This window comes from Paraburkholderia silviterrae (assembly GCF_004353915.1).
Classification (GTDB): Bacteria; Pseudomonadota; Gammaproteobacteria; order Burkholderiales; family Burkholderiaceae; genus Paraburkholderia; species Paraburkholderia silviterrae.
In genome coordinates this window covers 270125-292253 of the sequence record NZ_SMRP01000002.1, presented here as the reverse complement: position 1 = coordinate 292253, position 22129 = coordinate 270125, and the positions used below count along the sequence as shown (strand labels likewise).

At 65.9% G+C, this 22129-nt stretch carries 16 protein-coding genes; 4 read left to right on the top strand and 12 right to left on the bottom strand.

From position 1 onward, the window contains the following. Nucleotide 1: 1 nt before the first annotated feature. The 6 genes from EYW47_RS05365 to EYW47_RS05340 all read right to left on the bottom strand — a co-directional run bounded on the left by EYW47_RS05365 (nt 2) and on the right by EYW47_RS05340 (nt 5259). The gene (locus EYW47_RS05365; RefSeq protein ID WP_133193840.1) at nt 2-1279 is read right to left on the bottom strand and encodes a P-loop NTPase family protein; all 1278 of its coding nucleotides are present in this window, start codon (nt 1277-1279) and stop codon (nt 2-4) included. 96 nt (nt 1280-1375) lie between these two features. Next, the gene (locus EYW47_RS05360; RefSeq protein ID WP_133194207.1) at nt 1376-2779 is read right to left on the bottom strand and encodes a type II and III secretion system protein family protein; all 1404 of its coding nucleotides are present in this window, start codon (nt 2777-2779) and stop codon (nt 1376-1378) included. 146 nt (nt 2780-2925) lie between these two features. After that, nucleotides 2926-3876 carry a Flp pilus assembly protein CpaB gene (cpaB, locus tag EYW47_RS05355; RefSeq protein ID WP_133193839.1) on the bottom strand — a complete coding sequence of 317 codons (951 nt, stop codon included), beginning with the start codon at nt 3874-3876 and terminating at the stop codon, nt 2926-2928. Between the two features lie 89 nt (nt 3877-3965). Next, the gene (locus EYW47_RS05350) at nt 3966-4469 is read right to left on the bottom strand and encodes a TadE/TadG family type IV pilus assembly protein (RefSeq protein WP_133193838.1); all 504 of its coding nucleotides are present in this window, start codon (nt 4467-4469) and stop codon (nt 3966-3968) included. Then, nucleotides 4466-4993 carry an A24 family peptidase gene (locus EYW47_RS05345; RefSeq protein WP_240763552.1) on the bottom strand — a complete coding sequence of 176 codons (528 nt, stop codon included), beginning with the start codon at nt 4991-4993 and terminating at the stop codon, nt 4466-4468. Before EYW47_RS05345 ends, EYW47_RS05350 begins: the two co-directional genes overlap by 4 nt. Before the next feature lie 77 nt (nt 4994-5070). After that, nucleotides 5071-5259, bottom strand: coding sequence for a Flp family type IVb pilin (locus tag EYW47_RS05340; protein ID WP_133193837.1), 189 nt, complete (start codon nt 5257-5259; stop codon nt 5071-5073). 685 nt (nt 5260-5944) lie between these two features. Here EYW47_RS05340 and EYW47_RS05335 point away from each other — a divergent pair. From EYW47_RS05335 to EYW47_RS05320, 4 genes are all read left to right on the top strand, one after another. Continuing rightward, the gene (locus EYW47_RS05335) at nt 5945-7564 is read left to right on the top strand and encodes a collagen-like triple helix repeat-containing protein (RefSeq protein WP_133193836.1); all 1620 of its coding nucleotides are present in this window, start codon (nt 5945-5947) and stop codon (nt 7562-7564) included. Between the two features lie 68 nt (nt 7565-7632). Beyond that, nucleotides 7633-9213, top strand: coding sequence for a collagen-like triple helix repeat-containing protein (locus EYW47_RS05330; RefSeq protein WP_133193834.1), 1581 nt, complete (start codon nt 7633-7635; stop codon nt 9211-9213). A gap of 276 nt (nt 9214-9489) precedes the next feature. Next, complete coding sequence (locus EYW47_RS05325; protein ID WP_377784933.1) at nt 9490-11178, top strand: ShlB/FhaC/HecB family hemolysin secretion/activation protein; 1689 nt, start codon at nt 9490-9492, stop codon at nt 11176-11178. A gap of 263 nt (nt 11179-11441) precedes the next feature. Next, a complete protein-coding gene (locus EYW47_RS05320) occupies nt 11442-11927 on the top strand; it encodes a DUF2147 domain-containing protein (protein ID WP_133193832.1) in 486 nt (161 codons plus the stop codon). 96 nt (nt 11928-12023) lie between these two features. Here the strand turns inward: EYW47_RS05320 and EYW47_RS05315 are convergent, their stop codons facing one another. The 6 genes from EYW47_RS05315 to typA all read right to left on the bottom strand — a co-directional run bounded on the left by EYW47_RS05315 (nt 12024) and on the right by typA (nt 21842). Continuing rightward, nucleotides 12024-12485, bottom strand: a complete 462-nt coding sequence (locus tag EYW47_RS05315) for a transposase (RefSeq protein ID WP_133193831.1) — start codon at nt 12483-12485, stop codon at nt 12024-12026. A 163-nt stretch (nt 12486-12648) separates the two neighbouring features. Beyond that, nucleotides 12649-13746 (bottom strand): cell division protein ZapE, encoded by a 1098-nt coding sequence (gene zapE, locus EYW47_RS05310; protein ID WP_133193830.1) that lies wholly within the window; start codon nt 13744-13746, stop codon nt 12649-12651. A 117-nt stretch (nt 13747-13863) separates the two neighbouring features. Further along, nucleotides 13864-15294, bottom strand: a complete 1431-nt coding sequence (gene lpdA, locus EYW47_RS05305) for a dihydrolipoyl dehydrogenase (protein WP_133193829.1) — start codon at nt 15292-15294, stop codon at nt 13864-13866. A 127-nt stretch (nt 15295-15421) separates the two neighbouring features. After that, complete coding sequence (gene odhB / locus EYW47_RS05300; protein ID WP_133193828.1) at nt 15422-16690, bottom strand: 2-oxoglutarate dehydrogenase complex dihydrolipoyllysine-residue succinyltransferase; 1269 nt, start codon at nt 16688-16690, stop codon at nt 15422-15424. A gap of 124 nt (nt 16691-16814) precedes the next feature. Next, nucleotides 16815-19679, bottom strand: a complete 2865-nt coding sequence (locus tag EYW47_RS05295) for a 2-oxoglutarate dehydrogenase E1 component (protein ID WP_133193827.1) — start codon at nt 19677-19679, stop codon at nt 16815-16817. A 336-nt stretch (nt 19680-20015) separates the two neighbouring features. Beyond that, nucleotides 20016-21842, bottom strand: coding sequence for a translational GTPase TypA (gene typA, locus EYW47_RS05290; RefSeq protein WP_133193826.1), 1827 nt, complete (start codon nt 21840-21842; stop codon nt 20016-20018). Nucleotides 21843-22129: the final 287 nt, after the last annotated feature.

The window sequence follows — 22129 nt, the reverse complement described above, 5'->3', positions numbered from 1 at the left end:
TCTACGAACGCTTCGATGAGTGTTGGAAAAGGCCACGCAGCGGGCGGCGCAGCGCGTCGAACTTCTTCGGTACCGGCGTGCGCATGCCGTCGAGCTGTGCCGCGAGCGCGTCGAGCGCACGCACGTAGGGGTCGCGCGGCGCGCTCTGAACGAGCAGCTGGCCGCGGTTCGCCGCCTGGCACAGCGCCACGCGACGCGCAGGCAGCACGCCCGCGAGCTCGATGGCGAGGCGCTCGGCGATCTGCGCCGCGCTCAGGTCGATGCCCGCTTCGTACTGGTTGATCACGAGACGCAGGCTGGTGTTCTCGATGCCGCCGTCGCGCAGCAATTCGAGCTGGCGCGACGCCGCGACGATCGACGCAACGCTCTGGTCGCACACGAGCCAGGCCTGATCCGCCGCGTGCGCCACCTCGAAGACGAACTCCGCGTTCGAGAAGCCGCCGAGGTCGACGACCTGCTGGTCGAAGAACGCGCGCAGGCGCGTGAGCAAGGCCACCGCCGACTGATACGAGACCTCGCGCAACGCGCCGAGATCGGCGGGCAGCGTGGTGAGCGCGAGCCCGCTCTCGTGACGTGCGAGCGCCGTGTGCACGAAGGTCTGATCGAAGCGGCGCAGGTTGCGCACCGCATCGACGAAACTGAAGCCGTTGCCCGCGTTCAGGAGCAGCGCGCCGTCCCCCGCGGGCAGTCCGAGATCGAGCAGCGCGGCGTGCCGGTTCAGCGCGGCGCCCTTTTGCGCGAGCAGCACGCCGAGGCCCGCCGCGAGCGTCGTGACGCCCATGCCGGGGCGCGCGCCGAGCAGCACCGTGAGGCGGCCATGCCGGCTCACGGGCTCCACGCGGTTCTCCAGCACCTGGCGCACGATACGTAAGGCATCCTCACTGTCTGCGCCCGCATCGACGAAATCGCGCACGCCTGCGCGCAGCGCCGAAATCGCGCTCTCCGGCTCGGCGAGGGTGCCCACGGCGATGATTTGCAGGCCCGGAAACGCCGCATGCGCAGCCGCCGCCACCGCGCTCGCGGCGCTACCCTGCGCGAGGCCGGCGCGCCGGGAGCCGCCCTGCGCATTGCCGCTCCCGGAAAAATCGACCAGCAGCAGCGAAGGCATGTTCTGCGAGATCTGCTGCGCGACGAGTGCGGGGTCGAGCACGACGGTCTCCACCTTGCCTACCGGGCCGAGCGTGTGCGCGACCCAACGCGCGTGCGCGTCGTTCGCCGACGCGAAGACGAACGAATCCGCCACCGTGCGTTCAGTCGACACCTGCGCTCTCGCGTTCATGAATGCTCTCCTTGTGCTGCTCGCGCAGCGAATGCCGCCGCGGATGCGGCCCACGCGCGCGGCGTGCGTACCAGAGCGCGCCACTCGCGCGCCGCGTCACGGTGAAAATCCCGGCACCGGATCGCGCGAGGCCGCGCCGCTAAGCAGCGAGCGCCATACCGGCGCGTCGCGCTGCTCGGACAGCTCGCCGGGCGTGGCGGGCAGCTTCGCGTCCTTCGCGAGCGGCGACACCAGGTGCGGCGTCACGATGATCACCAGTTCCTTGTCGTTTTGCTGATAGTTCAACTGCTTGAAGAACGTGCCGATGATGGGCAGGTCGCCCAGCACCGGCACCTTGTTCACGTTCGACGCCGTTTCGCGATCGATCAGGCCGCCAATCACGAAGCTCTCGCCGTCGCCCAGCTCGACGGTCGTTTCGGCGCGGCGCGTGGTGATCGCGGGCACGGACACGCCGCTGATCGTCACCGCGTTCGCGAAGTCGAGCTGGCTCGCCTCGGGCGCGACTTTGAGCGCGATGCGCTGCGGCGAGAGCACCGTGGGCGTGAGCGAGAGCCCAATGCCGTAAGGCTTGTATTCGATCGCGGTGGCGCCGAGCGCCTGCGGCACCGGCACCGGAATCTCGCCGCCCGCGAGGAAGTTCGCGCTCTGGCCCGAGAGCGCGACGAGCGTGGGCTCGGCGAGCACGCGCGCAAGGTTGTTCGTCTCCATCAGGCTCAGGTCGGCGAACAGGCCGTGCGTGGCGGACGCGAACACGAGGTTGAACGCGGAGGCGATCGGCGCGGCCGCCTGGAGCGTCGTGCTCAACGCGCTCGACGTCGTTGAATTCGTGGACCCCATCGAACCCGACGATCCCGATCCCGCCGAGTTGATGGTCCCCGAGTTGAATGAGGTGGGCGAGAACGAGCCGAACGCAAAGCCATTGTTCTGGTGAAAGAAGTTGAAGCCGATCTGCTTGAGCACGCTGCGGCTGAACTCGACCACGCGCACGTCCACCTGCACGACCGGGCGCGTCGCGATGCTCGACGTGTCGAGCACGTTCCCTTCCCTGGCGTCCTTGCCGCCCTTTGCGCCCTTGCCGACCGAGCCCTGCGCCGCCGCCACCGCGCGCTGGTGCTGCTCCATCGTCGCGGCGCGGCCGGTGATGAGCGCCGTGTCGCCCAGCACTTTCACGTCGGGCGTGCCCGCGCCCAGCAGCGCGCGCGCCGCATTCGTCGTCACATTGACGGTGAACGTGCGCGGCGCGCCGCCGCCTTCCCACAGCATCACGTTCGTCGTGCCCGCACCCTTGCCGACGAGCAGCACACCACCGCGCCGGTCGCCGCGGATCACCAGCACGTCGGCCACGGAGGGGTCGCCCACGGCGATACGCGTGAGCGTGCCCGTGACGGGCAGCGTGCGCTGTTCCCCCACCGCGATATCGATGCTGGATGGCAAGCCCTCTGCGGAGTCGCTCGCATATGCCGTGCTGCCCTGCGCGGGCGGCGCTGCGCATGCGGGCATGGCGGCGAGCACAAGCGCGCCCGCGCATGCGGCGGCCACAGCCACGCCGAAAACTCTCGTTATCGTCATTGTGTTCCTGCTTCTCTCGTAGGCGGCCAGGTCCGCGCAACCTGCTGGCGGCTTGAGCATCACGCGCCCCTGCATCGTTACCAGGCGACCGTTTCGGTGCGCCCCCCCCGTATCACTTCGAGCCCGCCGTGCGCGCTCGCGCCGGCGCGGCGCGGCGCGGCCGGCGCTGCCGGCGTTGCCGGCGCCGTCTCGCGCTGCACGCCGTTGCCCGCGAGCTGGTCGAGCGCGACGCCCGCCGCCGCACGCGTGGAACTGTCCGGCGCCGTGCGCGAGACCACCTTGAGCACGCCGGGCTGCGGGCCGAATGCGGCGGGATCCGCCTCACCGTCATCGGTCGGGTTGCGCAGCGCGAGCATCAGTTGTCCCTGGCTTTGGGCGAGTGCGAGTTGATCGACTTCGGCGAGCGGCACGGCGAGCACCGCCGTGCGTGGCGCTACGTTCTGTCTGCCGAAGTTGCTCGTGCGCTGGCCGCCCGCATACCCCGGCGCCTCGGGCTGCGCACCGAACACCAGCACGCGCGCCTTCGAAATCAAAAGACGCGCCTGGGTACGGGCGATCTCGCCGCCATTCGCGCCGTTGCCGTCGCGGCGCAGCGTGAAGAACACATCGACGTAGTTGCCCGCGTGCAGCGCATTGCCGACCGCGTTGGTTTCATCGACACGCACGGCCACCGCGCGCTCGCCAGGCGCCAGGCTCGCGGCGAGGCTCGACGAGAGCTGCTGATCGAGCACGGGCGCGTCGGCGGCGATATCGGCTAGCGGCACGCGGCCCGCAACCAGCGCGCTGTCGCTCACGGCACCCTGCGGGTGGATCGGCAGCGGCTGGACACGCAGCGCGTCCGCAGGAATCGGCTGGCCCGCGGATAGCGCGCGCGTGGCCACCACGACCGGCGTGAGCACCTGCGTAGTAGGCGGCGCCGGCATCACGGAGGGCGGCGGCGGGCGGCGCGCAAGCGTCCACGCGAGCAGCCCGAGCACGAGCGCGCCCGCGATCAGGAGTCCTGCGGTGATTTTGGTCAGGTTGGCCATGAACGGTCATCCACAATGCGAGCGAATTGGATCTAGCAAGTTTCGAGCCGGCAGACTCCGTAAGCAAACCGAAGGCACGCACGCAGGTTTCACAGGAGGTTCTCCGGATCGATCTGCACGCTCGCCTGGCCAACGAGCGACGACGGCGCGAGCAGCCCCATGAGCGGCAGCGGCGGCACCAGCGGATTGGTGCTCCATGCGTAGGTGAGCGTGATCTGCACGCAATCCATTGCCGTGTTCCCGGTGCATCCAGACGGCGCGGCGTTGACCGCCGGCGTGCATTGCGGCGCGTGCGTGAGCCAGCTCACGACGGTGAGCGCCCGCGTGCAGGCCGCCTGTGCGCGGCTCGCAAGCGCCGAGGCGGGATCGGCCCCGTTCTGATAGACGAGTGCTGCACGCGCGCCTTCCGCGGCGGCCGAAGTCAGGCTTTGCTGCACGAGAAAGATCACGCTGTACATGACGATCCCGTAAAGGATCGCGAAGAAAAGCGGAAATGCGAGTGCAAACTCGACAGCGGCGGTGCCGCGTTGAGCGCGCTTGCCACGCCCTGCCCGCGTGAGGATTGCCAGCTTATTGGTTGTTCGCGCAATCATTTCGGCAACCCGGACGCCAGTTGGAGCACGAGCCAGACGAGCGCGGGCACACTCAGACACGCAGCATACGGCGTACCGCGCCGCGCCCCCACGGTCACGAACCGCGCGGGCCGCACCGTGGTGACATGCGCGCGTGCGCGCAGCGTAATCAGCATGGCGAGCGCGTGCACGAACGCCGCAAGGCTCGCGACCACCCACAGGCCCACGAGCGAGTGCATCCCGCACCACGCGCCAAGCACCGCAAAGACCTTGACGTCGGCCGCGCCCATCATGCCGAGCACGAAGAACGGCATGAGCGCGGCAAGCCCCACCGCGGCGGCGGCCAGTGCCTGCCCGATGCCCAGATGCGCCGGACCCGCGTGCAGCAGCGCCGCCGCCAATGCGGCGACTAGCCCTGCGCCCACGAGTCCGTTTGGCACGCGGCGCGAGCGGCAGTCGCAGACGGCAACTGCCACAGCCCACGCGCCAAACACGAGGCTGGATAGATAAAATGGAATCATCGAGAACGGTGTGCGCGCAACCATCCAGCACGTGCTCGCAAGCGAGCGCGCGCTGGAACGTCTAACAGTGAGCGATGTTGAGCGTTACCCGAAACGCTCGATCAGCCTGCCGCGTTTGAAGCAGCAGTCGCGACCTTGCCCTCGATGGAGTTGAACAAGGACGTGAGTTGTGTTCCCAGTGCAGGAACAGTCGACGCCACAGCAATGACGATAACCCCGGCGATAAGCCCGTACTCCAGCGCCGTGACCCCTTCTTCCGACTTTGCGAAGTGCTTTAACAACTTGTTCATTTCGGCCCTCTCTCTTTCGCACGCTTACGCTGATTCACACCGGCGCTCGTAATAAACGCTTCTTGAATTGCGCCGATGCATCCGGTCCACGAACTGCCATGTCAGTCCGCCAACGTTGCGGCCCAATCGCAGGCATGTCCCTCGTTCATGCTTGCGTAAGGCTCTGTTTGTATTTTTTGGTCTGTGCGTTTTTATAGCGTAACGCCCTACGTAACGCAATCGATCGTTATGCAAGCGCCAAGTCGTAACTTCATTATCGGCATCTGCATTTTGCGGTTTACTTCGGGCAAACCATTACGTCACTAGTCAGGACTCGATAATCTGACAGTGTTTAACGTTTGCTCTGCCAACCCAGTCTCCATGCGGGCGCGAGGTTATTTATCTTCGTGTCACCGCGATGACTTTCCTGTCTCGTTACGCCAACACCCGTAACACCGAACTCTCCACGTTACGTGACGTAACGCATGGCATCGCGTAACGCCCCATTTCGGCCTCCCGCTATTCATTCGACAAAAGCGCTCGCAAAGGCTTGATAAGTCTTGATTAGACGAAACCCTCCACACGGCACCAGGTGTTGTTTTCGCGCGAGCGCTTGCATTGGCACGTCAGTTGCAGTGTAGGTGGCGCAGGTCTGATGGACCGGGCACATAAACAAACAACACACGATACGAACCGAGGGCACATCATGAACAAACAGCGCATCGCGAACGCAGCACGCTTGACGGTCGTCGCTGCGACCATCGCCACGCTGCTCTCGCTGAGCGCCTGCGGCGGCTCGGGCTCCCTCAGCAGCGGTACCGGGGGCGGCAGCGGCGGCGCGCTGCAGACAAGCAGCGGCGCAAGCGGCGCCACTGGCGGCAGCACTGGCAGCGGGGACGGCAGCGGCTCAGGCTCAGGCTCAGGCGCCACCGCCGCGGACAACGCCAACGGCACTGGCGACAGTGGCGCGGGCACAGCCAGTGGCAACGGCACACAAAGCGGCGCGGGCAACACCACCACCGCCTCCAACGGAAACGGAAACGGCAGCGGGAACGGTTCGGGCGACAGCAACAGCAGCAATAACAGCAGCGACAACAACAATAACAACAACGGCACGACTGTCTCGGCCAATGCCGTGGGCGCTGTCGCGCATGCTGCGGGCAACGTCGTGGGCGATACCGGCTCCACCGTTTCGGGCGTCGGCAACACGATCGCTGCGCAGACGCTGCCCGGCGTGAGCCCACAAACCACCCAAGCCGCAGGCGGTGTCGTCCAGAACGTGGGTGGCGCGGTCTCCACGCTCGGCAACGGCGTTTCCCAAGGGCTCGGCCAGCTCGGCGCGAGCAGCAATCCGGTGGGCACCACGCTCGCGAGCACGGGCGGCGGCGTGAGCGACGCGGGCAAGGGCGTCACCAGCACGGGCCAGCTCGTCACGAGTCTTGGCAGCGGCCCGCTTGCGCCGCTCGCAGCCATCACGACGCCCGTAGGCGGCGCGGTGGGCACGTTGGGCAGCGCCGTCACGGGCGCGGGCAACACGCTCACGGGCGCCCTCACGCAAGGCCCGGTGCAGCAAGTCACGCAGCAACTGAGCTCCACCATCACGCCGATCACCTCGATGCTCGCCGCCACCACGCAGACGGCGGGCAGCACGACGGGCGCAAGCGCACCGGTCGCGGGCCTGCTGCAGACACTCGGCGGCGGCATCCAGAAAGGCGGCGCGCTGGTCTCGCAAACGGGCGGCACGAATCCCGCCGCGACGGGCGTGGGCAACCTCGTCGCCGATACGGGCAAGACCGTCGCCACCCCCGGCAACCTGCTGACGGGCGGTAAGACGAGCGGCGGCACCAATCCGCTTGCGCCCGTCACGGGGATCTTGAGCAGCGTGACCGGTGGCGCTGCCGGCGGCGGTGCAACGCTCGGTATCGGCGTCGGCGCAAATGCGAGCGGCGGCAATCCGCTTGCGCCCGTCACCGGCGCACTCGGCACGGCGACCAGCGCGCTCTCCTCGGCCTCGGGCGGCAGCAGCAGCCCGCTCGCTCCGGTCACGGGCCTCGTCGCCGGCACCGTCAACAGCGTCACCGGCGCGCTCACCAGCGCCGCGAGCAGTACTGGCACCCCGGGCGGTGGGGTTGTCGCGGGAGCAACGCTCAGTGCAAGCACCAAGCCCGCCAGCACGTCCAGCGCACCGGCCGCCAGCAACACCTCCAGCACAGCGCCGGGGCTCTCGCTCAGCTCCCTGACCGGGGGCAACGCCGGCAGCGGCGCAACGAGCCAGCTCGCTGGGCTCACGTCACTCGTCGGCGGCCTGCTCGGCGGCAAGAAGTAATCCGCCCCGGAAAGCCGTTCGGCACCGCATTCCAGCGCTCTTTCAGTTCAAGTTCAGGAGACAGCGTCATGTCCAGCAGTTCCAGTTCCAGCTTTACTGCCAATCACAACCACCCCGGCAGCGGCGGCGACCGTGTCGTCGCGCTCGTGCGCAGCCTGCGCCTCACGGCGCTCGCCGCAGCCGTGGCCTGCAGCGTCGCCGCCTGCGGCGGCAGCAGCTACACGCCACCCTCGGCTTCGTCGGGCGCAACCGGCACGACCGGTGCTGGCGGCACCGGTGGCAGCTCCGGCGGCTCCGGCGGCTCCAGCGGCTCGACCGCCGGCACCAGCGGCAACGGCTCGAGCAACACCAGCGGCAACGGCAGCACCAGCGCGTCGACCGGCACGAGCGGCGTGGTCAACTCGGTGGCCAAATCGGCAAACGATCTCGGCAACGCGGTCGGTTCGACCACGGTGTCGGGCACGAGCCCACAGGCCAGCCAGGGCCTCGGCGATGCCGTGTCGAGCACCGGCACGGTCGCCGCCGCGCTCGCCAACGCCGTCTCGAACGGCGTCGGCCAGACCGGCTCGACGCCAAACCCGGTCGGCACGACCGCAGCCGGGCTCGGCAACGTCGTGAGCGCATCGAGCGGCGTGGTCCAGGGCGCCGCAACCACGGTCAACGGACTCGGCAACGGGCCGCTCGCACCGCTCGCCCCTGTGACGACGCCCGTCGCCACCGTGCTCGACACAACGGCCGACGCCGTGAACACCACGGGCAAGTCGCTCGGCAACGTGCTCTCGTCCGCTCCGGTGCAACAGGCCACGCAGCCGATCAGCACGACCATCACGCCGATCGTCGCCACGGCCGGCCTCATCACCCAGCAAGCGGGCACCTCGACCGGCCTTGGCGTGCCGGTCTCGGGCCTGCTCGCGCAAGTGGGCGGCGCGGTGCAGACGGCCGGCACGAAGGTCGCATCGACTACCGCCGGCTCGCAGGCAAACGGTGCGCCTGGCGCGCTCGGGCCGCTCGGCGCCGATGCCGGCACGCTGATCAGCGCCGTCGGCAACACGGTCACCAACGCAGGTGGCCTCGTCAACCCGAACGCACCGAATAGCGCTGCGCCTATTCCTGGCCTCATCACGAGTCTCGTGGGTGGCAACACCGCGCTCGTCGCCAACGGGCCGCCGAGCGGCGCAGCTGCAGCTGGCCCGCTCGGCCCGCTCAACGCGACGGTAGCGAGCGTCGGCCTCGGCGGCACGCCGCTCGCAGCGGTCACGGGCGCGGCAGCCGGCGCCACGAATGGCAGCGGTGGTGCGGGCGGCGCTGGCGCGCTCACGAGCGGCCTTGGCAGCCTGCCGGTGGCCGGCGGGCTGCTTTCGAGCGTGAGCTCCACGGTAACCTCCGCTGCGGGCTCGGCAGGCAGCGCGGCAGGCAACGCGGCAAGCAGCGGCGGCTCGGGCACCGCGACGGCGACGGGTCCGCTCGCTGCGCTCGCGGGCGGCAGCAGCACGGGTGCGGGCGCCCTGCTCACCCCAGTGACAGCCCTTGTCGGCTCGCTCACGGGTGGGCTCGGCGCGACGGCCGGCGCCGCGGGTTCTTCAAGCAGTTCTGGCGGCACAAGTACATCGGGGGGATTACTGAGCGGCGTGCTGCACAAGCTGCCGTAGCGCGCACAACCACCGCCGTGCAAGATGGGCGATGCGCAGCGCGGCGTTTGGAGAGGAACGGCGCGGCGCGCGAAGCCTGGCAACGTCAGATCAGGTAGTACGGAGTACACAGGAATAACACGCGGGCAATCAGGGAGCCACGCAAAGACCGCTGAAAAGGCGGCACAAAGAGACGGCCGCGCCACAGTGTTCAGGCACCCGGCGCGCGCCGTCCGACAAGTCGAGGGTAGTCCAATGAAAGTCGCAGGATGGGCCGTGCTCGCCGCGTTGGGAGTCATGGCGAGCGCCGGCTTGACGGGGGTGGCAGTAGCACAGCAGAACCGGCCGGCGTCGGGCGGGAATTTACAGGGAGGCAACCCGCTGGGAGGCAATCCGCTCGACGCTCTGCCGCAAATCAATGCGCCACAGAAAGCGCCCAGCGTGACCGTGCAAGTGCAGCAGCAAACACCTGCCCTGCAGCAGTTGCTCGCCACGCATATCACGCCGACCACCTTCAAAGTGGAGGGCGTGAAATCGATTCCATTCGACGAGGTCGCCAGGCGTTTTGCGCCCCTCGCGAATCACGACATCACGATCGGCCAGCTCATCGAAACGGCCAATGGCGTGACGAAGCTCTACCAGGACCGCGGCTATGCGCTGTCGTTCGCGTTCGTGCCGGCGCAGGACTTCGCGGGCGGCGTGGTGCACATCACGGTCGTCGAAGGCTATGTAAAAGACGTGAAGATCACGGGCAAGCCTGGTGCGCTCGAGGGCAAGATGCGCGCGGTCGCGGCGCACATCGTCGAGGACCGGCCACTGCGCACGGCCACGTTCCAGCGCTACATCAACGTGCTCGGCATGCTGCCGGGGCTCAAGGTAAAGGCGAACGTGCCGCCGCCCACGACCACCGACGGCGCCACCACGCTCGAGCTCGACGCCGCGCACAAGCCGTATGACGTGAGCACCGGTATCGACTTCAATCACCCGGGCGTGCAGGGCCTCATGACGCTCACCGAAAACGGACTCACGCCGTTCGGCGAGCAGTTGAGCTTTTCGGCGCTGCTGCCCAAGGGGCGCGACAACGTCACCTACCTCGCCGCGCATGCAGCCGTGCCCATCGCGAGCGACGGCTTGACGGCGAAGCTCGACGCCTCGCATTACCGCGGCAACCCCGTCGACAACCCGGGCCTGCCCAGTTACGTGGAGCGCACCGTCATCAGCGACAAGCTCACGGGCTCGCTTTCGTATCCGCTGCTCTTGAGCAATACGCGCAGCGTCGTCGGCACCGTGAGCGCCTATGCGGCGCACGACGAGGACCGCTACCACAACACCATCAACGGCCTGCAATACGGCCTGAGCTCGCAGGTGCGGGTGCTGCAACTGCAAGCCGATTACACCGACGTGAAGCCGGGCCAGGTGCGCAAGGCGAGCGTCGCGGTGGCGAAGGCCTTCGACATTCTCGGCGCATCGAAATCGGCGGACACGAACATTCCCGGGTTCGCGCTGCAGAACCCCGTGTCGCTGAACTTCGTGCGCACCGACGCCTCGTTCTCACAGACCAACGACTGGCCGATGGGTTTCGGCACCGCAATCGCCGCAACGGGGCAATACAGCCCGAACACGCTGCCGACCTCCGAGCAGATCTCCTTCGGCGCGCAACGCTTCGCTGCGGGCTATGAGCCGGGCGAGGCGTCGGGCGATTCGGGCTGGGCCTTCGCGCTCGAGCTGAACCATCCATTCAAGGTGGGCCAAGTGTGGCTGCAGACGATCACGCCCTACGTCTCGTTCGACATGGCGCGCGTGTACCTGCATGCGGGGACGCCCTCGCCTTCGCGGCTTTCGTCGGCGTCGCTGGGCTTCCGGATCACCGACGGCAAGTACTACAGCCTCGATCTCTCCGTGGCAAAAGCGCTCGCCGATGCGCCCGTCGAAAGCGCCTCGCGCAGCCCGCGTGTGAACGCGACGTTCTCGTATCAGCTCAACTGAGCCCGTATCCGGGCGGGACGACCGAACGGGACGAGGGCCCGCATCGCTCGGCCAGGCACGGCGCGTGCATAGCGCGCTCGTGCATGCCGACTAGAGTTTCTCCTCGCAAACGCGCGCAGCGCTTTCGCGTATCCTGCCCTGACCGCTGCGCGCCTTCGCCGCGAACGAATGCGCCGTGCGGTTCGCCGCAAATCGAGGCCATGCACTGTGGCCCGCGGCGGTTAGACGCACACATAGCGATAAACATCAGTGGAGGAAGACACATGTTTCAATTCAATAGCCGTGCCCCCTCGTTGGCGGCCCGCGCGGTGCGACAATTCGCGCTGGCGGGAGTCCTGCTCGGCGGAATGCTCGCCGCGCATGCGCAGTCGAACTCACCCGTCGGCGTCTGGCAAACGGTCGACGATCACACCGGGCAGCCCAAGGCGCTCGTGCAAATCAGCGAGGACGGCAGCGGCGGTCTCAGCGGCAAGGTCATCAAGGGTCTGGATCCGAACGACCACCCCGACCGCCGCTGCACCGCATGCACGGACTCACGCAAGGACCAGCTGATTCTCGGCATGACGATCATCGACGGCATGAAACAGGCCGGCGACGAATGGGACGGCGGCCACATTCTCGACCCCGAGAATGGCAAGGTATACCGCTGCAAGATGCACACCGAAGAGGGTGGCCAGAAGCTGGTGGTGCGCGGCTACCTGGGCATTTCGCTGCTCGGCCGCTCGCAAACCTGGGTACGTCAGCAGTAAATTCGCGAACGCCTGAAAAAGCGAAGGCCGCCTTGCAACAAGGCGGCCTCGGCAGGCTTCTCGGGTGCGCATCACGCGCTCGGGGCGCTCGCCCCGTCAAGCCGTGTGACGGTACACCGAGCGATAGCTGAACGGCTGCGGCACACCGGGCGTGGCCGGGCTGAACGGCGAATTGCGCGGCGCGGACGGCACGCCCGGCATCCCTTCCTGAACGCGCGCAGCGGCCTTTTCGGCACGGCTCAGGTGCTTGCGCATGCGCGTTTCGATCGTGTCGCACAGCGCGACGCCCTCTTCGCCGAACAGCTCGGCCATCACGCGCTTGAGAACACCTTCGTCATGCCAGGCTTTGAAGCGCCGATGGCAGGTTTGATAGGACGGGTAGCGGCGCGGCATGGCCGACCACGTGGCGCCGCTATACATGACCCACAGGACGCCATTGAGCACCGAACGGGTGTTGGCAAGCGGACGGCCGCGCATTTCCGAGCGCGGACGCAATTCTGGCAGCAGCGGCATCACGCGCTGCCATTCTTCCTCGGTAATATCGCGATGGGGGGTCATGGTCTACTCCTTTGTCAGAACCTGTCCTGACTAAAGATATCGACTTGACCCTCCGGCCCCTATCAGACGAGTCCGAATCTTGAAAAAGCGGATTCGCGCCTGTTTTTTCAGGGCCGTAGTGGCGCATTGCGCCCCGGATGCTCGACTCCGGACGCCTGAGCGTTTAAGTCAGCGACGTATCCACGATACGGCGCGGCGTTTCGAGATATTCCTTCGACTGCATCTCGACGATGCGCGAAACGGTGCGCGTGAATTCATTGGCCATCGGGCCTTCGACGTATAGCTGCTCCGGCGGCACCGCCGCCGACATGAGCAGCTTCACCTTGTGGTCGTAAAACACGTCGATGAGCCAGGTGAAGCGGCGCGCTTCGGACTGCATACGAGGCGTCATTTGCGGCACGTCCGAGAGGATCACCGCGTGAAAGCGGCTCGCGAGCTCGAGATAGTCGTTCTGCGAGCGCGGACCGCCGCACAGCGTCGCGAAGTCGAACCACACGACGCCATCGGCCTTGCGCAGTGCCTTGAGCTCACGCTTTTCGATGCGCAGGAGCGGGCTTTCGTCGGGCACCGCGGCGAGCTGCGCGAACGAGTGGCGCAGCGCGCGGTCGGCGGCCGCGCCAAGCGGCGTGTGATAGACCTCGACCTGCGCGAGCGTGCGCTGGCGATAGTCGACACCCGCATCGACGTTCAGGACATCCAACTTTTCCTTGATGAGCTCGATGGCCGGCAGCATGCGGTCGCGATGCAGGCCATCGGGATAGAGCAAATCGGGATCGTAGTTAGACGTCATCACGAACTGCACACCGTTCTTGAACAGACCATCGAGAAGGCGATAAAGAATCATCGCGTCGGCGATGTCCGAGACGTGGAATTCGTCGAAGCAGATCAGGCGATAGCGCTTCGCGATGCGCCGCGCGAGTTCATCGAGCGGGTCGGCCTGGCCCTTGAGCTCTTCTAGCTCGCGGTGCACCTCGCGCATGAATTCGTGAAAATGCAAGCGCGTCTTGCGCTGTAGCGGCACGACCGCATAGAAGCTGTCCATCAGGAAGCTCTTGCCGCGGCCGACGCCGCCCCACATGTAGACGCCGCGCGGCAGGTCCGGGTGGTTGATGAGCTTCCAGAACGCGTTCGAGCGACGCGACTTGTATGCGACCCACTCGTCGTAGCACCGCTGCAGCCGGTCGATGGCGACACGCTGGGCCGGGTCGGGCTTGTATCCCCGCTTCTGCAGTTCGTTTTCGTAGTATTCGGTGACGTTCATTTCGTGGGCAACAAACAAAGAAAGGCGGGGGGGCCAAAGCCCACCCGCCTCTGTACGTGATGCATGGTACTGCGAGGCAAAACGGCCATTAAAAGACGGCCGCCCTGCCCTGATGCATTACATGTTGAGCGCGCGCTTGTCGGTGGCGAGCGCCGCTTCGCGCATGACTTCGGACAGCGACGGGTGCGGATGGCAGATGCGGCCGATGTCTTCGGCGGCAGCCTTGAATTCCATCGCCACCACGGCTTCCGCGATCAGGTCCGATGCGTTGGCCGAGATGATGTGCACGCCGAGCAACTCGTCGGTCTTGGCGTCGGCGATCATCTTCACGAAGCCGTCCGACTTGTTGATGCCGAGCGCGCGGCCGTTGGCCATGAACGGGAACTGGCCCGTCTTGATGTCGCGGCCTTCGGCCTTGAGCTGCTGCTCCGTCTTGCCGACCCACGCGATTTCCGGCTCGGTGTAGATCACCCACGGAATGCAGTTGTAGTCGATATGCGGCTTCTGGCCGTCGATGATCTCGGCCACCAGCACGCCTTCGTCTTCGGCCTTGTGCGCGAGCATCGGGCCGCGCACCACGTCGCCGATCGCGTAGACGTTCGGCACTGCCGTGCGGCAGTGGTCATCGATGTCGATGAAGCCGCGCTCGTTGGCCTTCAGGCCGATCGCTTCGAGACCGAGGTTGTCGGTGTTCGGCACGCGGCCGACCGACACGATCAGGCGGTCGGCTTCGAGCACTTGCGCGTTGCCGTCCTTGTCCGTGTAGTTGATCGTGACGTTGTTGTCGGTGGCCTTCACTTCGCCCACCTTCACGCCGACGTGAATGTCGAGACCCTGCTTCTTGAAGAGCTTCGCGGCTTCCTTCGCGAGCGCCTGGTCAGCCGCGCCGAGAAATTCCGGCAGCGCTTCGAGGACCGTGACGTCGGCGCCGAGACGGCGCCACACCGAGCCGAGCTCCAGACCGATCACGCCTGCGCCGATCACGGCCAGCTTCTTCGGCACGGAGTCGAACGTGAGCGCGCCTTCGTTGTCGGCGACGATCTTGTTGTCGACCGGAATGCCCGGCAGATGACGCGCCTTCGAGCCCGTCGCGATGATGACGTTCTTCGCCGTGACGACTTCGGTCTCGCCTTCGCCGCTCACTTCGATCTGCACGCCGGCATCGGTCTTGCCCGTGAACTTGCCGTGGCCCTTGAGCCAGGTGATCTTGTTCTTGCGGAACAGGAACTCGATGCCCTTGGTCATCTTCTCGACGATGCCGTCCTTGCGGGCGAGCATCTTGGCGATGTCGATCGACACGTCGCCCACGTTGATGCCGTGGTCGGCCAGGTGATGCTGGGCGCTTTCGAACTCTTCCGACGAGGCGAGCAGCGCCTTCGAGGGAATGCAACCGACGTTCAGGCAGGTGCCGCCGAGCTTCAGCGTGCCAGCCGGGTTCTTCCATTTTTCGATACAGGCAACCGACTTGCCGAGCTGCGCGGCGCGGATCGCCGCGATATAGCCGCCGGGGCCGGCGCCAATCACGACGACGTCAAATTCTTTGGACATGGTCATCCTTTCGATACGTGAGCGCGGCGCGCGGAATCCGGCTTGACGGATTGCGCGCGCGCGACGCTCAGTGTGAGACTGGATGCGCGAGCAGGACGTGAGCCCTGGCCCGCGCTACAACGCGTTATTACAGGTCGAGCAGCAGGCGAGCCGGATCTTCCAGCGCGTCCTTCATCGCGACCAGCGACAGGACGGCTTCGCGGCCGTCGATGATGCGGTGGTCGTACGACATCGCGAGGTAGTTCATCGGACGGATCACGATCTGGCCGTTCTCGACCACGGCGCGTTCCTTCGTCGCGTGCACGCCGAGGATCGCCGACTGCGGCGGGTTGATGATCGGGGTCGAGAGCATCGAGCCGAACACGCCGCCGTTCGAGATCGAGAACGTGCCGCCCGTCATTTCCTCGATCGAGAGCTTGCCGTCCTTGGCCTTCTGGCCGAATTCGGCGATCTTCTTCTCGATGTCGGCGAGGCTCATCTGGTCTGCGTTGCGCAGGATGGGCACCACCAGACCGCGCGGCGAGCCGACAGCGATACCGATGTCGAAGTAGCCGTGGTAGACGATGTCGTTGCCGTCGATCGACGCGTTCACGAGCGGGAACTTCTTCAGCGCGTGAACCGCGGCCTTCACGAAGAACGACATGAAGCCGAGCTTCACGCCGTGTTCCTTCTCGAACTTGTCCTTGTACTTGTTGCGCAGGTCCATGACCGGCGCCATGTTCACTTCGTTGAACGTCGTGAGGATGGCGTTGGTTTGCTGCGACTCGAGCAGACGCTCGGCGATACGCGCACGCAGGCGCGACATCGGCACGCGCTGTTCCGGACGGTTGTTGAGCCAGTTGGCAGCCGATGCCGGTGCGTTGACTTGCGGCAGCGACGGCTTCGCTGCAGCGGCGGGCTTCGCAGCCGGTGCGGCGGCCGGAGCTGCCTTCGGTGCGCCGGCGCCGAGCACGTCCTGCTTCGTGATGCGGCCGTCGCGGCCCGTGCCGGCGACGTCGCCGCCCGACAGGCCCTGCTCCGCCATCAGCTTCGAAGCGGCGGGCGATGCGACCGTGCTGCTGGCCGTCGATGCGGCAGCGGCGGCGACCGGTGCCGCTGCGGGAGCAGCAGCCGGCGCGGCAGCAGCGGCGGGAGCCGCAACGGCGCCAGCCTTGCCTTCCGTGTCGATCTTCGCGATCAGCTGTTCGCTCGTGACGGTTGCGCCGTCGCCCACCACGATCTCGGCCAGCACGCCGGCGGCCGGCGCGGGCACTTCGAGCACGACCTTATCGGTTTCGATCTCGATGACGACTTCGTCCTGGGCAACAGCTTCGCCCGGCTTCTTCTTCCACTGCAGCATCGTGCCTTCCGACACCGACTCCGAAAACTGAGGGACCTTGACTTCTACGATAGCCATGTGATTTTCCTGAATACTTGTCCGGGGACTTTCCCCGTATGACGAACCGGGTCGCGCACGTGAGCGCGGGAAAGCGCGTGATCGATGTGTCGCGCTTTCCCGGTTCGATTCACTCTATGTGTGCTTACTTCGCGACCTGCGCGCCCTTCAGGCGGCCGAACGCACCTTCGATCAGCGACTTCTGCTGCTCGTAGTGCTTCGCGTAGTAGCCGACGGCCGGCGAGGCGGAGGCAGGACGGCCGCTGTACGCGAGCTTCATGCCCTCCTTCATGCCTTCCTTCAGGTGGTGCTCGATGTAGAACCACGGGCCCTGATTCTGCGGCTCGTCCTGCACCCAGACCACTTCGGTCGCGTTGTCGTACTTCTTCAGCTCGGCTTCGAACTGCTTGTGCGCGAACGGATAGAGCTGTTCGATACGGATGATCGCGACGTCGTTCGACTTCGATTCGCGGCGATGCGCGACGAGGTCGTAGTACACGCGGCCCGAGCAGGCGACCACGCGCTTGACCTTCTTCGCGTCGATGGCGTCGTCCACTTCGCCGATGACCGGCTGGAACGTGCCCTTCGCGAGCTCCGACAGATCCGAAACGGCTTCCTTGTGACGCAGCAGCGACTTCGGCGTGAAGATGATGAGCGGCTTGCGGAACAGGCGAATCATCTGGCGGCGCAGCACGTGGAAGATCTGTGCCGGCGTGGTCGGTTGAACGACCTGCATGTTGTGCTCGGCGCACAGTTGCAGGAAGCGCTCGATACGCGCCGACGAGTGCTCCGGACCCTGACCTTCATAGCCGTGCGGCAGCAGCATCGTGAGACCCGACACGCGGCCCCACTTCACTTCGCCCGACGAGATGAACTGGTCGATCACGACTTGCGCGCCGTTCACGAAGTCGCCGAACTGGCCTTCCCACGCGACGAGCGTGTTCGGCTCAGCCGTCGAGTAGCCGTACTCGAAACCGAGCACCGCCTCTTCGGAGAGCACCGAGTCGATCACCGTGAACTGCGCCTGGTTCTCGCCGATGTTCTGCAGCGGGATGTAGGTGCCGTCGTTCCAGCGCTCGCGGTTCTGGTCGTGCAGAACGGCGTGGCGGTGCGTGAACGTGCCGCGGCCCGAGTCCTGGCCCGTGAGACGCACGGCGTAGCCCGATGCGACCAGCGAGGCGAACGCGAGGTGCTCGCCCATGCCCCAGTCGAGCTTCGCATCGCCCTTGCCCATCGCGCGGCGGTCGTTGATGACGCGCTCGACCAGCGGGTGAACCTTGAAGTTCTCGGGGATCGTGGTGATGCGCTCGGCAAGGCGCTTGAGCTCGGCGAGCGGCACGGCCGTGTCGGCGGCGTCGGTCCACTTGCGGTTCAGGAACGGCACCCAGTCCACCGCGTACTTGCTCTTGTAGTTCGAGAGCACGGGGTCGATCGTGTGGTGGCCTTCGTCCATCGCGGCACGGTAGGCCTTGATGTAGCTGTCCGCGTCTTCAGCCGTGATCACGCCCTGCTGCACGAGCTTCTCGGCGTACAGCGCACGGGTGCCCGGGTGCTGCGCGATCTTCTTGTACATGAGCGGCTGCGTGACCGCCGGGGTGTCCTGCTCGTTGTGGCCGAGCTTGCGGAAGCAGACGATGTCGACCACGACATCCTTGTGGAACTGCATGCGGAAATCGACCGCGAGCTGGATCGCCAGCACGACCGCTTCCGGATCGTCGCCGTTCACGTGCAGAACGGGCGCCTCGATCATCTTGACGACGTCGGTACAGTACAGCGTCGAGCGTGCGTCGCGCGGGTCCGAGGTCGTGAAGCCGATCTGGTTGTTGATGACGATGTGCAGCGTGCCGTGCGTGCCGTAACCCCGCGTTTGCGCGAGGTTCAGCGTTTCCATCACGACGCCCTGGCCCGCGAAGGCCGCGTCGCCGTGGATCTGCACCGGCAGCACTTGCAGGCCGTCGTCGTCGCCGCGGCGATCCATACGGGCCTTGGCCGAGCCTTCGACCACCGGGTTGACGATTTCGAGGTGCGACGGGTTGAACGCGAGCGACAGGTGGACCGGACCGCCTTCGGTCGCGATGTCCGACGAGAAGCCCTTGTGGTACTTCACGTCGCCGGCCGGCAGGTCGTCCACGTGCTTGCCTTCGAATTCGGCAAAGAGGTCAGCCGGCATCTTGCCGAGCGTGTTCACGAGCACGTTCAGGCGGCCGCGGTGGGCCATGCCGATGACGATTTCCTGCACGCCCTTCGCGCCAGCGTGACGGACGACTTCGTCCATCGCGGCGATGAAGGACTCGCCGCCTTCGAGCGAGAAGCGCTTCTGGCCGACGTACTTGGTGTGCAGGAAGCGCTCGAGGCCTTCGCCGGCCGTCAGGCGCTGCAGGATGTGCTTCTTCTTGTCGTTCGAGAAGCTCGGCGTCGAGCGGATCGACTCGAGACGCTCCTTCCACCAGCGCTTTTGCTCAGGATCGCTGATGTACATGTACTCGGCGCCGATCGTGCCGCAATACGTGTCGCGCAGCGCCTTGACGATCTCGCGCAGCGACGCGCGCTCGAAACCGAAATACAGGTTCGTGGCGCTGAACGTCTCGTCCATGTCGGCTTCGGTGAAGTCGTAGAACGCGGGCTCGAGCTCGGGAATGTTCGGACGTTCGCGGCGCTGGAGCGGATCGAGATTGGCCCATTGCGAGCCGAGGAATCGATAAGCGCCAATCAGGGACTGAACGTAAACTTGCTTGCGCGCCGTGGCGAGATCTTCGCCGCCTCCGCGCGGGATGAAGGCGTTGGCTTTGGCGCGCTGGGCAAACGACTCGACGATCGGCCCGTGGGCGATGTCGTTGTCGGACGTGCCGCTCGATGACGGCACGTTTTGCAGTGCGTCAAAGTACTGGCGCCACGTGTCCGGAACGGACGCGGGGTTATCAAGATATGCTTCGTATAGCTCTTCGACATACGGAGCATTGCCGCCGAACAGGTAGGAGTTCAGCTGAAACTGCTTCATCGTTTCCGACATTTACGCTCACCTTTCTTCGAGTTTCTCGAGAAATAGCGGGTTACTCAACCTTCCGCGCCACGGCCTGACCGTTTAGCGGATTGCGAATCAAGTCTGCTTGGAAGGACCTAAATCATGCATCCGCGGAGGATATCACAGAAGTGATACTCCCCATAGATTGCAATGTGGCACAACCGCACACGCAAACCCTTTGCAGACGGGCCTTTGCGGCGTTTGCAACGCACTCTTCTTGCACTGCAACGCAATTACCGCCGGATGCAAAAAAGCCGCCCACAGAGAGGCGGCTTTGCTGGCTCCTTACTTGCATTGCAGTGCGCAAAAAATCAATGACTGAGCTTACTCTGCAGCGCCTTCGCGGCTCGCGCGGCGACGCTCGTGCTCTTTCAGATGGCGCTTGCGCAGGCGGATCGACTGCGGCGTGACTTCGACGAGTTCGTCGTCGTCGATGAATTCCACTGCGTACTCGAGCGACATCTGGATCGGCGGCACGAGGCGCACGGCTTCGTCGGTGCCCGAGGCGCGCACGTTGGTGAGCTGCTTGCCCTTGATCGGGTTCACGACGAGGTCGTTGTCGCGGCTATGGATGCCGATGATCATGCCTTCGTACAGCGCATCGCCCGGCTTCACGAACATGCGGCCGCGGTCCTGCAGCTTCCACAGTGCGTAGGCGACAGCGGCGCCGTCGTCCTGCGAGATCAGCACGCCGTTGCGGCGCTCGCCGAGTGTGCCTTCCTTGACCGGACCGTAAGCGTCGAACACATGGCTCATCAGGCCCGTGCCGCGCGTGAGCGTCATGAACTCGCCCTGGAAGCCGATCAGGCCACGGGCCGGAATGCGGTACTCCAGACGCGTGCGGCCGCGGCTGTCCGAAGCCATGTCGAGCATTTCGCCCTTGCGGCGGCCCAGCTCTTCCATCACGCCGCCCTGGTGGCCGTCTTCGACGTCCACGGTCAGCATTTCGTACGGCTCCTGCTTCACGCCGTCGACTTCGTGCAGCACCACGCGCGGACGCGACACGGCCAGCTCGTAGCCTTCGCGGCGCATGTTTTCGATCAGGATCGTCAGGTGCAGCTCGCCGCGGCCCGACACTTCGAACGTGGTTTCGTCGCCGGTGTCCTTCACGCGCAGCGCGACGTTATGGTTCAGCTCCTTCGTGAGACGGTCGCGGATCTGGCGGCTCGTCACGAACTTGCCTTCGCGGCCGGCGAGCGGCGACGAGTTCACGAGGAAGTTCATCGTGAGCGTCGGCTCGTCCACCGTGATCATCGGCAGCGCCTCGGGGGTATCGACCGCGCAGATCGTGGCGCCAATGCCGATGTCTTCAATGCCGTTGATCAGCACGATGTCGCCAGCTTCGGCCGATTCGACCTGCACGCGCTCGAGGCCGCTGAACGACAGCACCTGGTTGATCTTGCGGTTCATCACGTCGCCGTCCGGACCGAAGCGCAGCGCCACCGGTTGACCCGGCTTGATGCGGCCGCGCTTGATGCGGCCCACGCCGATACGGCCGACGTAGGTCGAGTAGTCGAGCGAGGTGATCTGGAGCTGGAGCGGACCTTCCGGATCGGCGTCGCGCACCGGCACGTGCTCGAGGATCGCCTCGAACAGCGGGCGCATGTCGCCTTCGCGCGCATCGGCGGTGAGCGACGCGTAACCGTTCAGGCCCGAGGCGTACACCACCGGGAAGTCGAGCTGCTCTTCGGTCGCGCCGAGCTTGTCGAACAGATCGAAGGTCTGGTTGATGACCCAGTCGATACGCGCGCCCGGGCGGTCGATCTTGTTGACGACCACGATGGGCTTAAGACCCAGCGCGAGCGCCTTCTTCGTGACGAAGCGCGTTTGCGGCATCGGGCCTTCCACGGCGTCGACGAGCAGCAGCACCGAGTCGACCATCGAGAGCACGCGCTCCACTTCGCCACCGAAGTCGGCGTGGCCCGGGGTGTCGACGATGTTGATGTGGGTGCCTTCGTACTCGACCGCGCAGTTCTTCGCGAGAATCGTGATCCCGCGCTCTTTTTCGATGTCGTTCGAGTCCATGACGCGTTCGGCGACCTGCTGGTTGTCACGGAAGGTGCCGGACTGGCGCAGCAGTTGGTCGACGAGCGTAGTCTTGCCGTGGTCGACGTGGGCAATGATGGCGATGTTGCGAAGGGCGCGGGACATAGGAACCTGGGTACAGTTGAGTGCGCCGCGCATGCCCTGCTGGCAGGCCCGGCTCGGGCACGCGGCCGCCGCCTCGATCCGCCCGGAAATTTCGGCCGGCGGATCAGTTCAGCATCGCTGCGATGACGCACTTTTGGGAACCTGAAAGTATAGCACGTGTAGATGAATTGATCGTGCTCATACCCAGGGCGCGCCAAAGAGCTCAAGTGGGCGCCTTGGTCGCAGCCCCCTGCCGCTACTGGCGCAGCCACGTTGTTGGCGGAGCGCCCCCGCCAGGGAGAATTTTC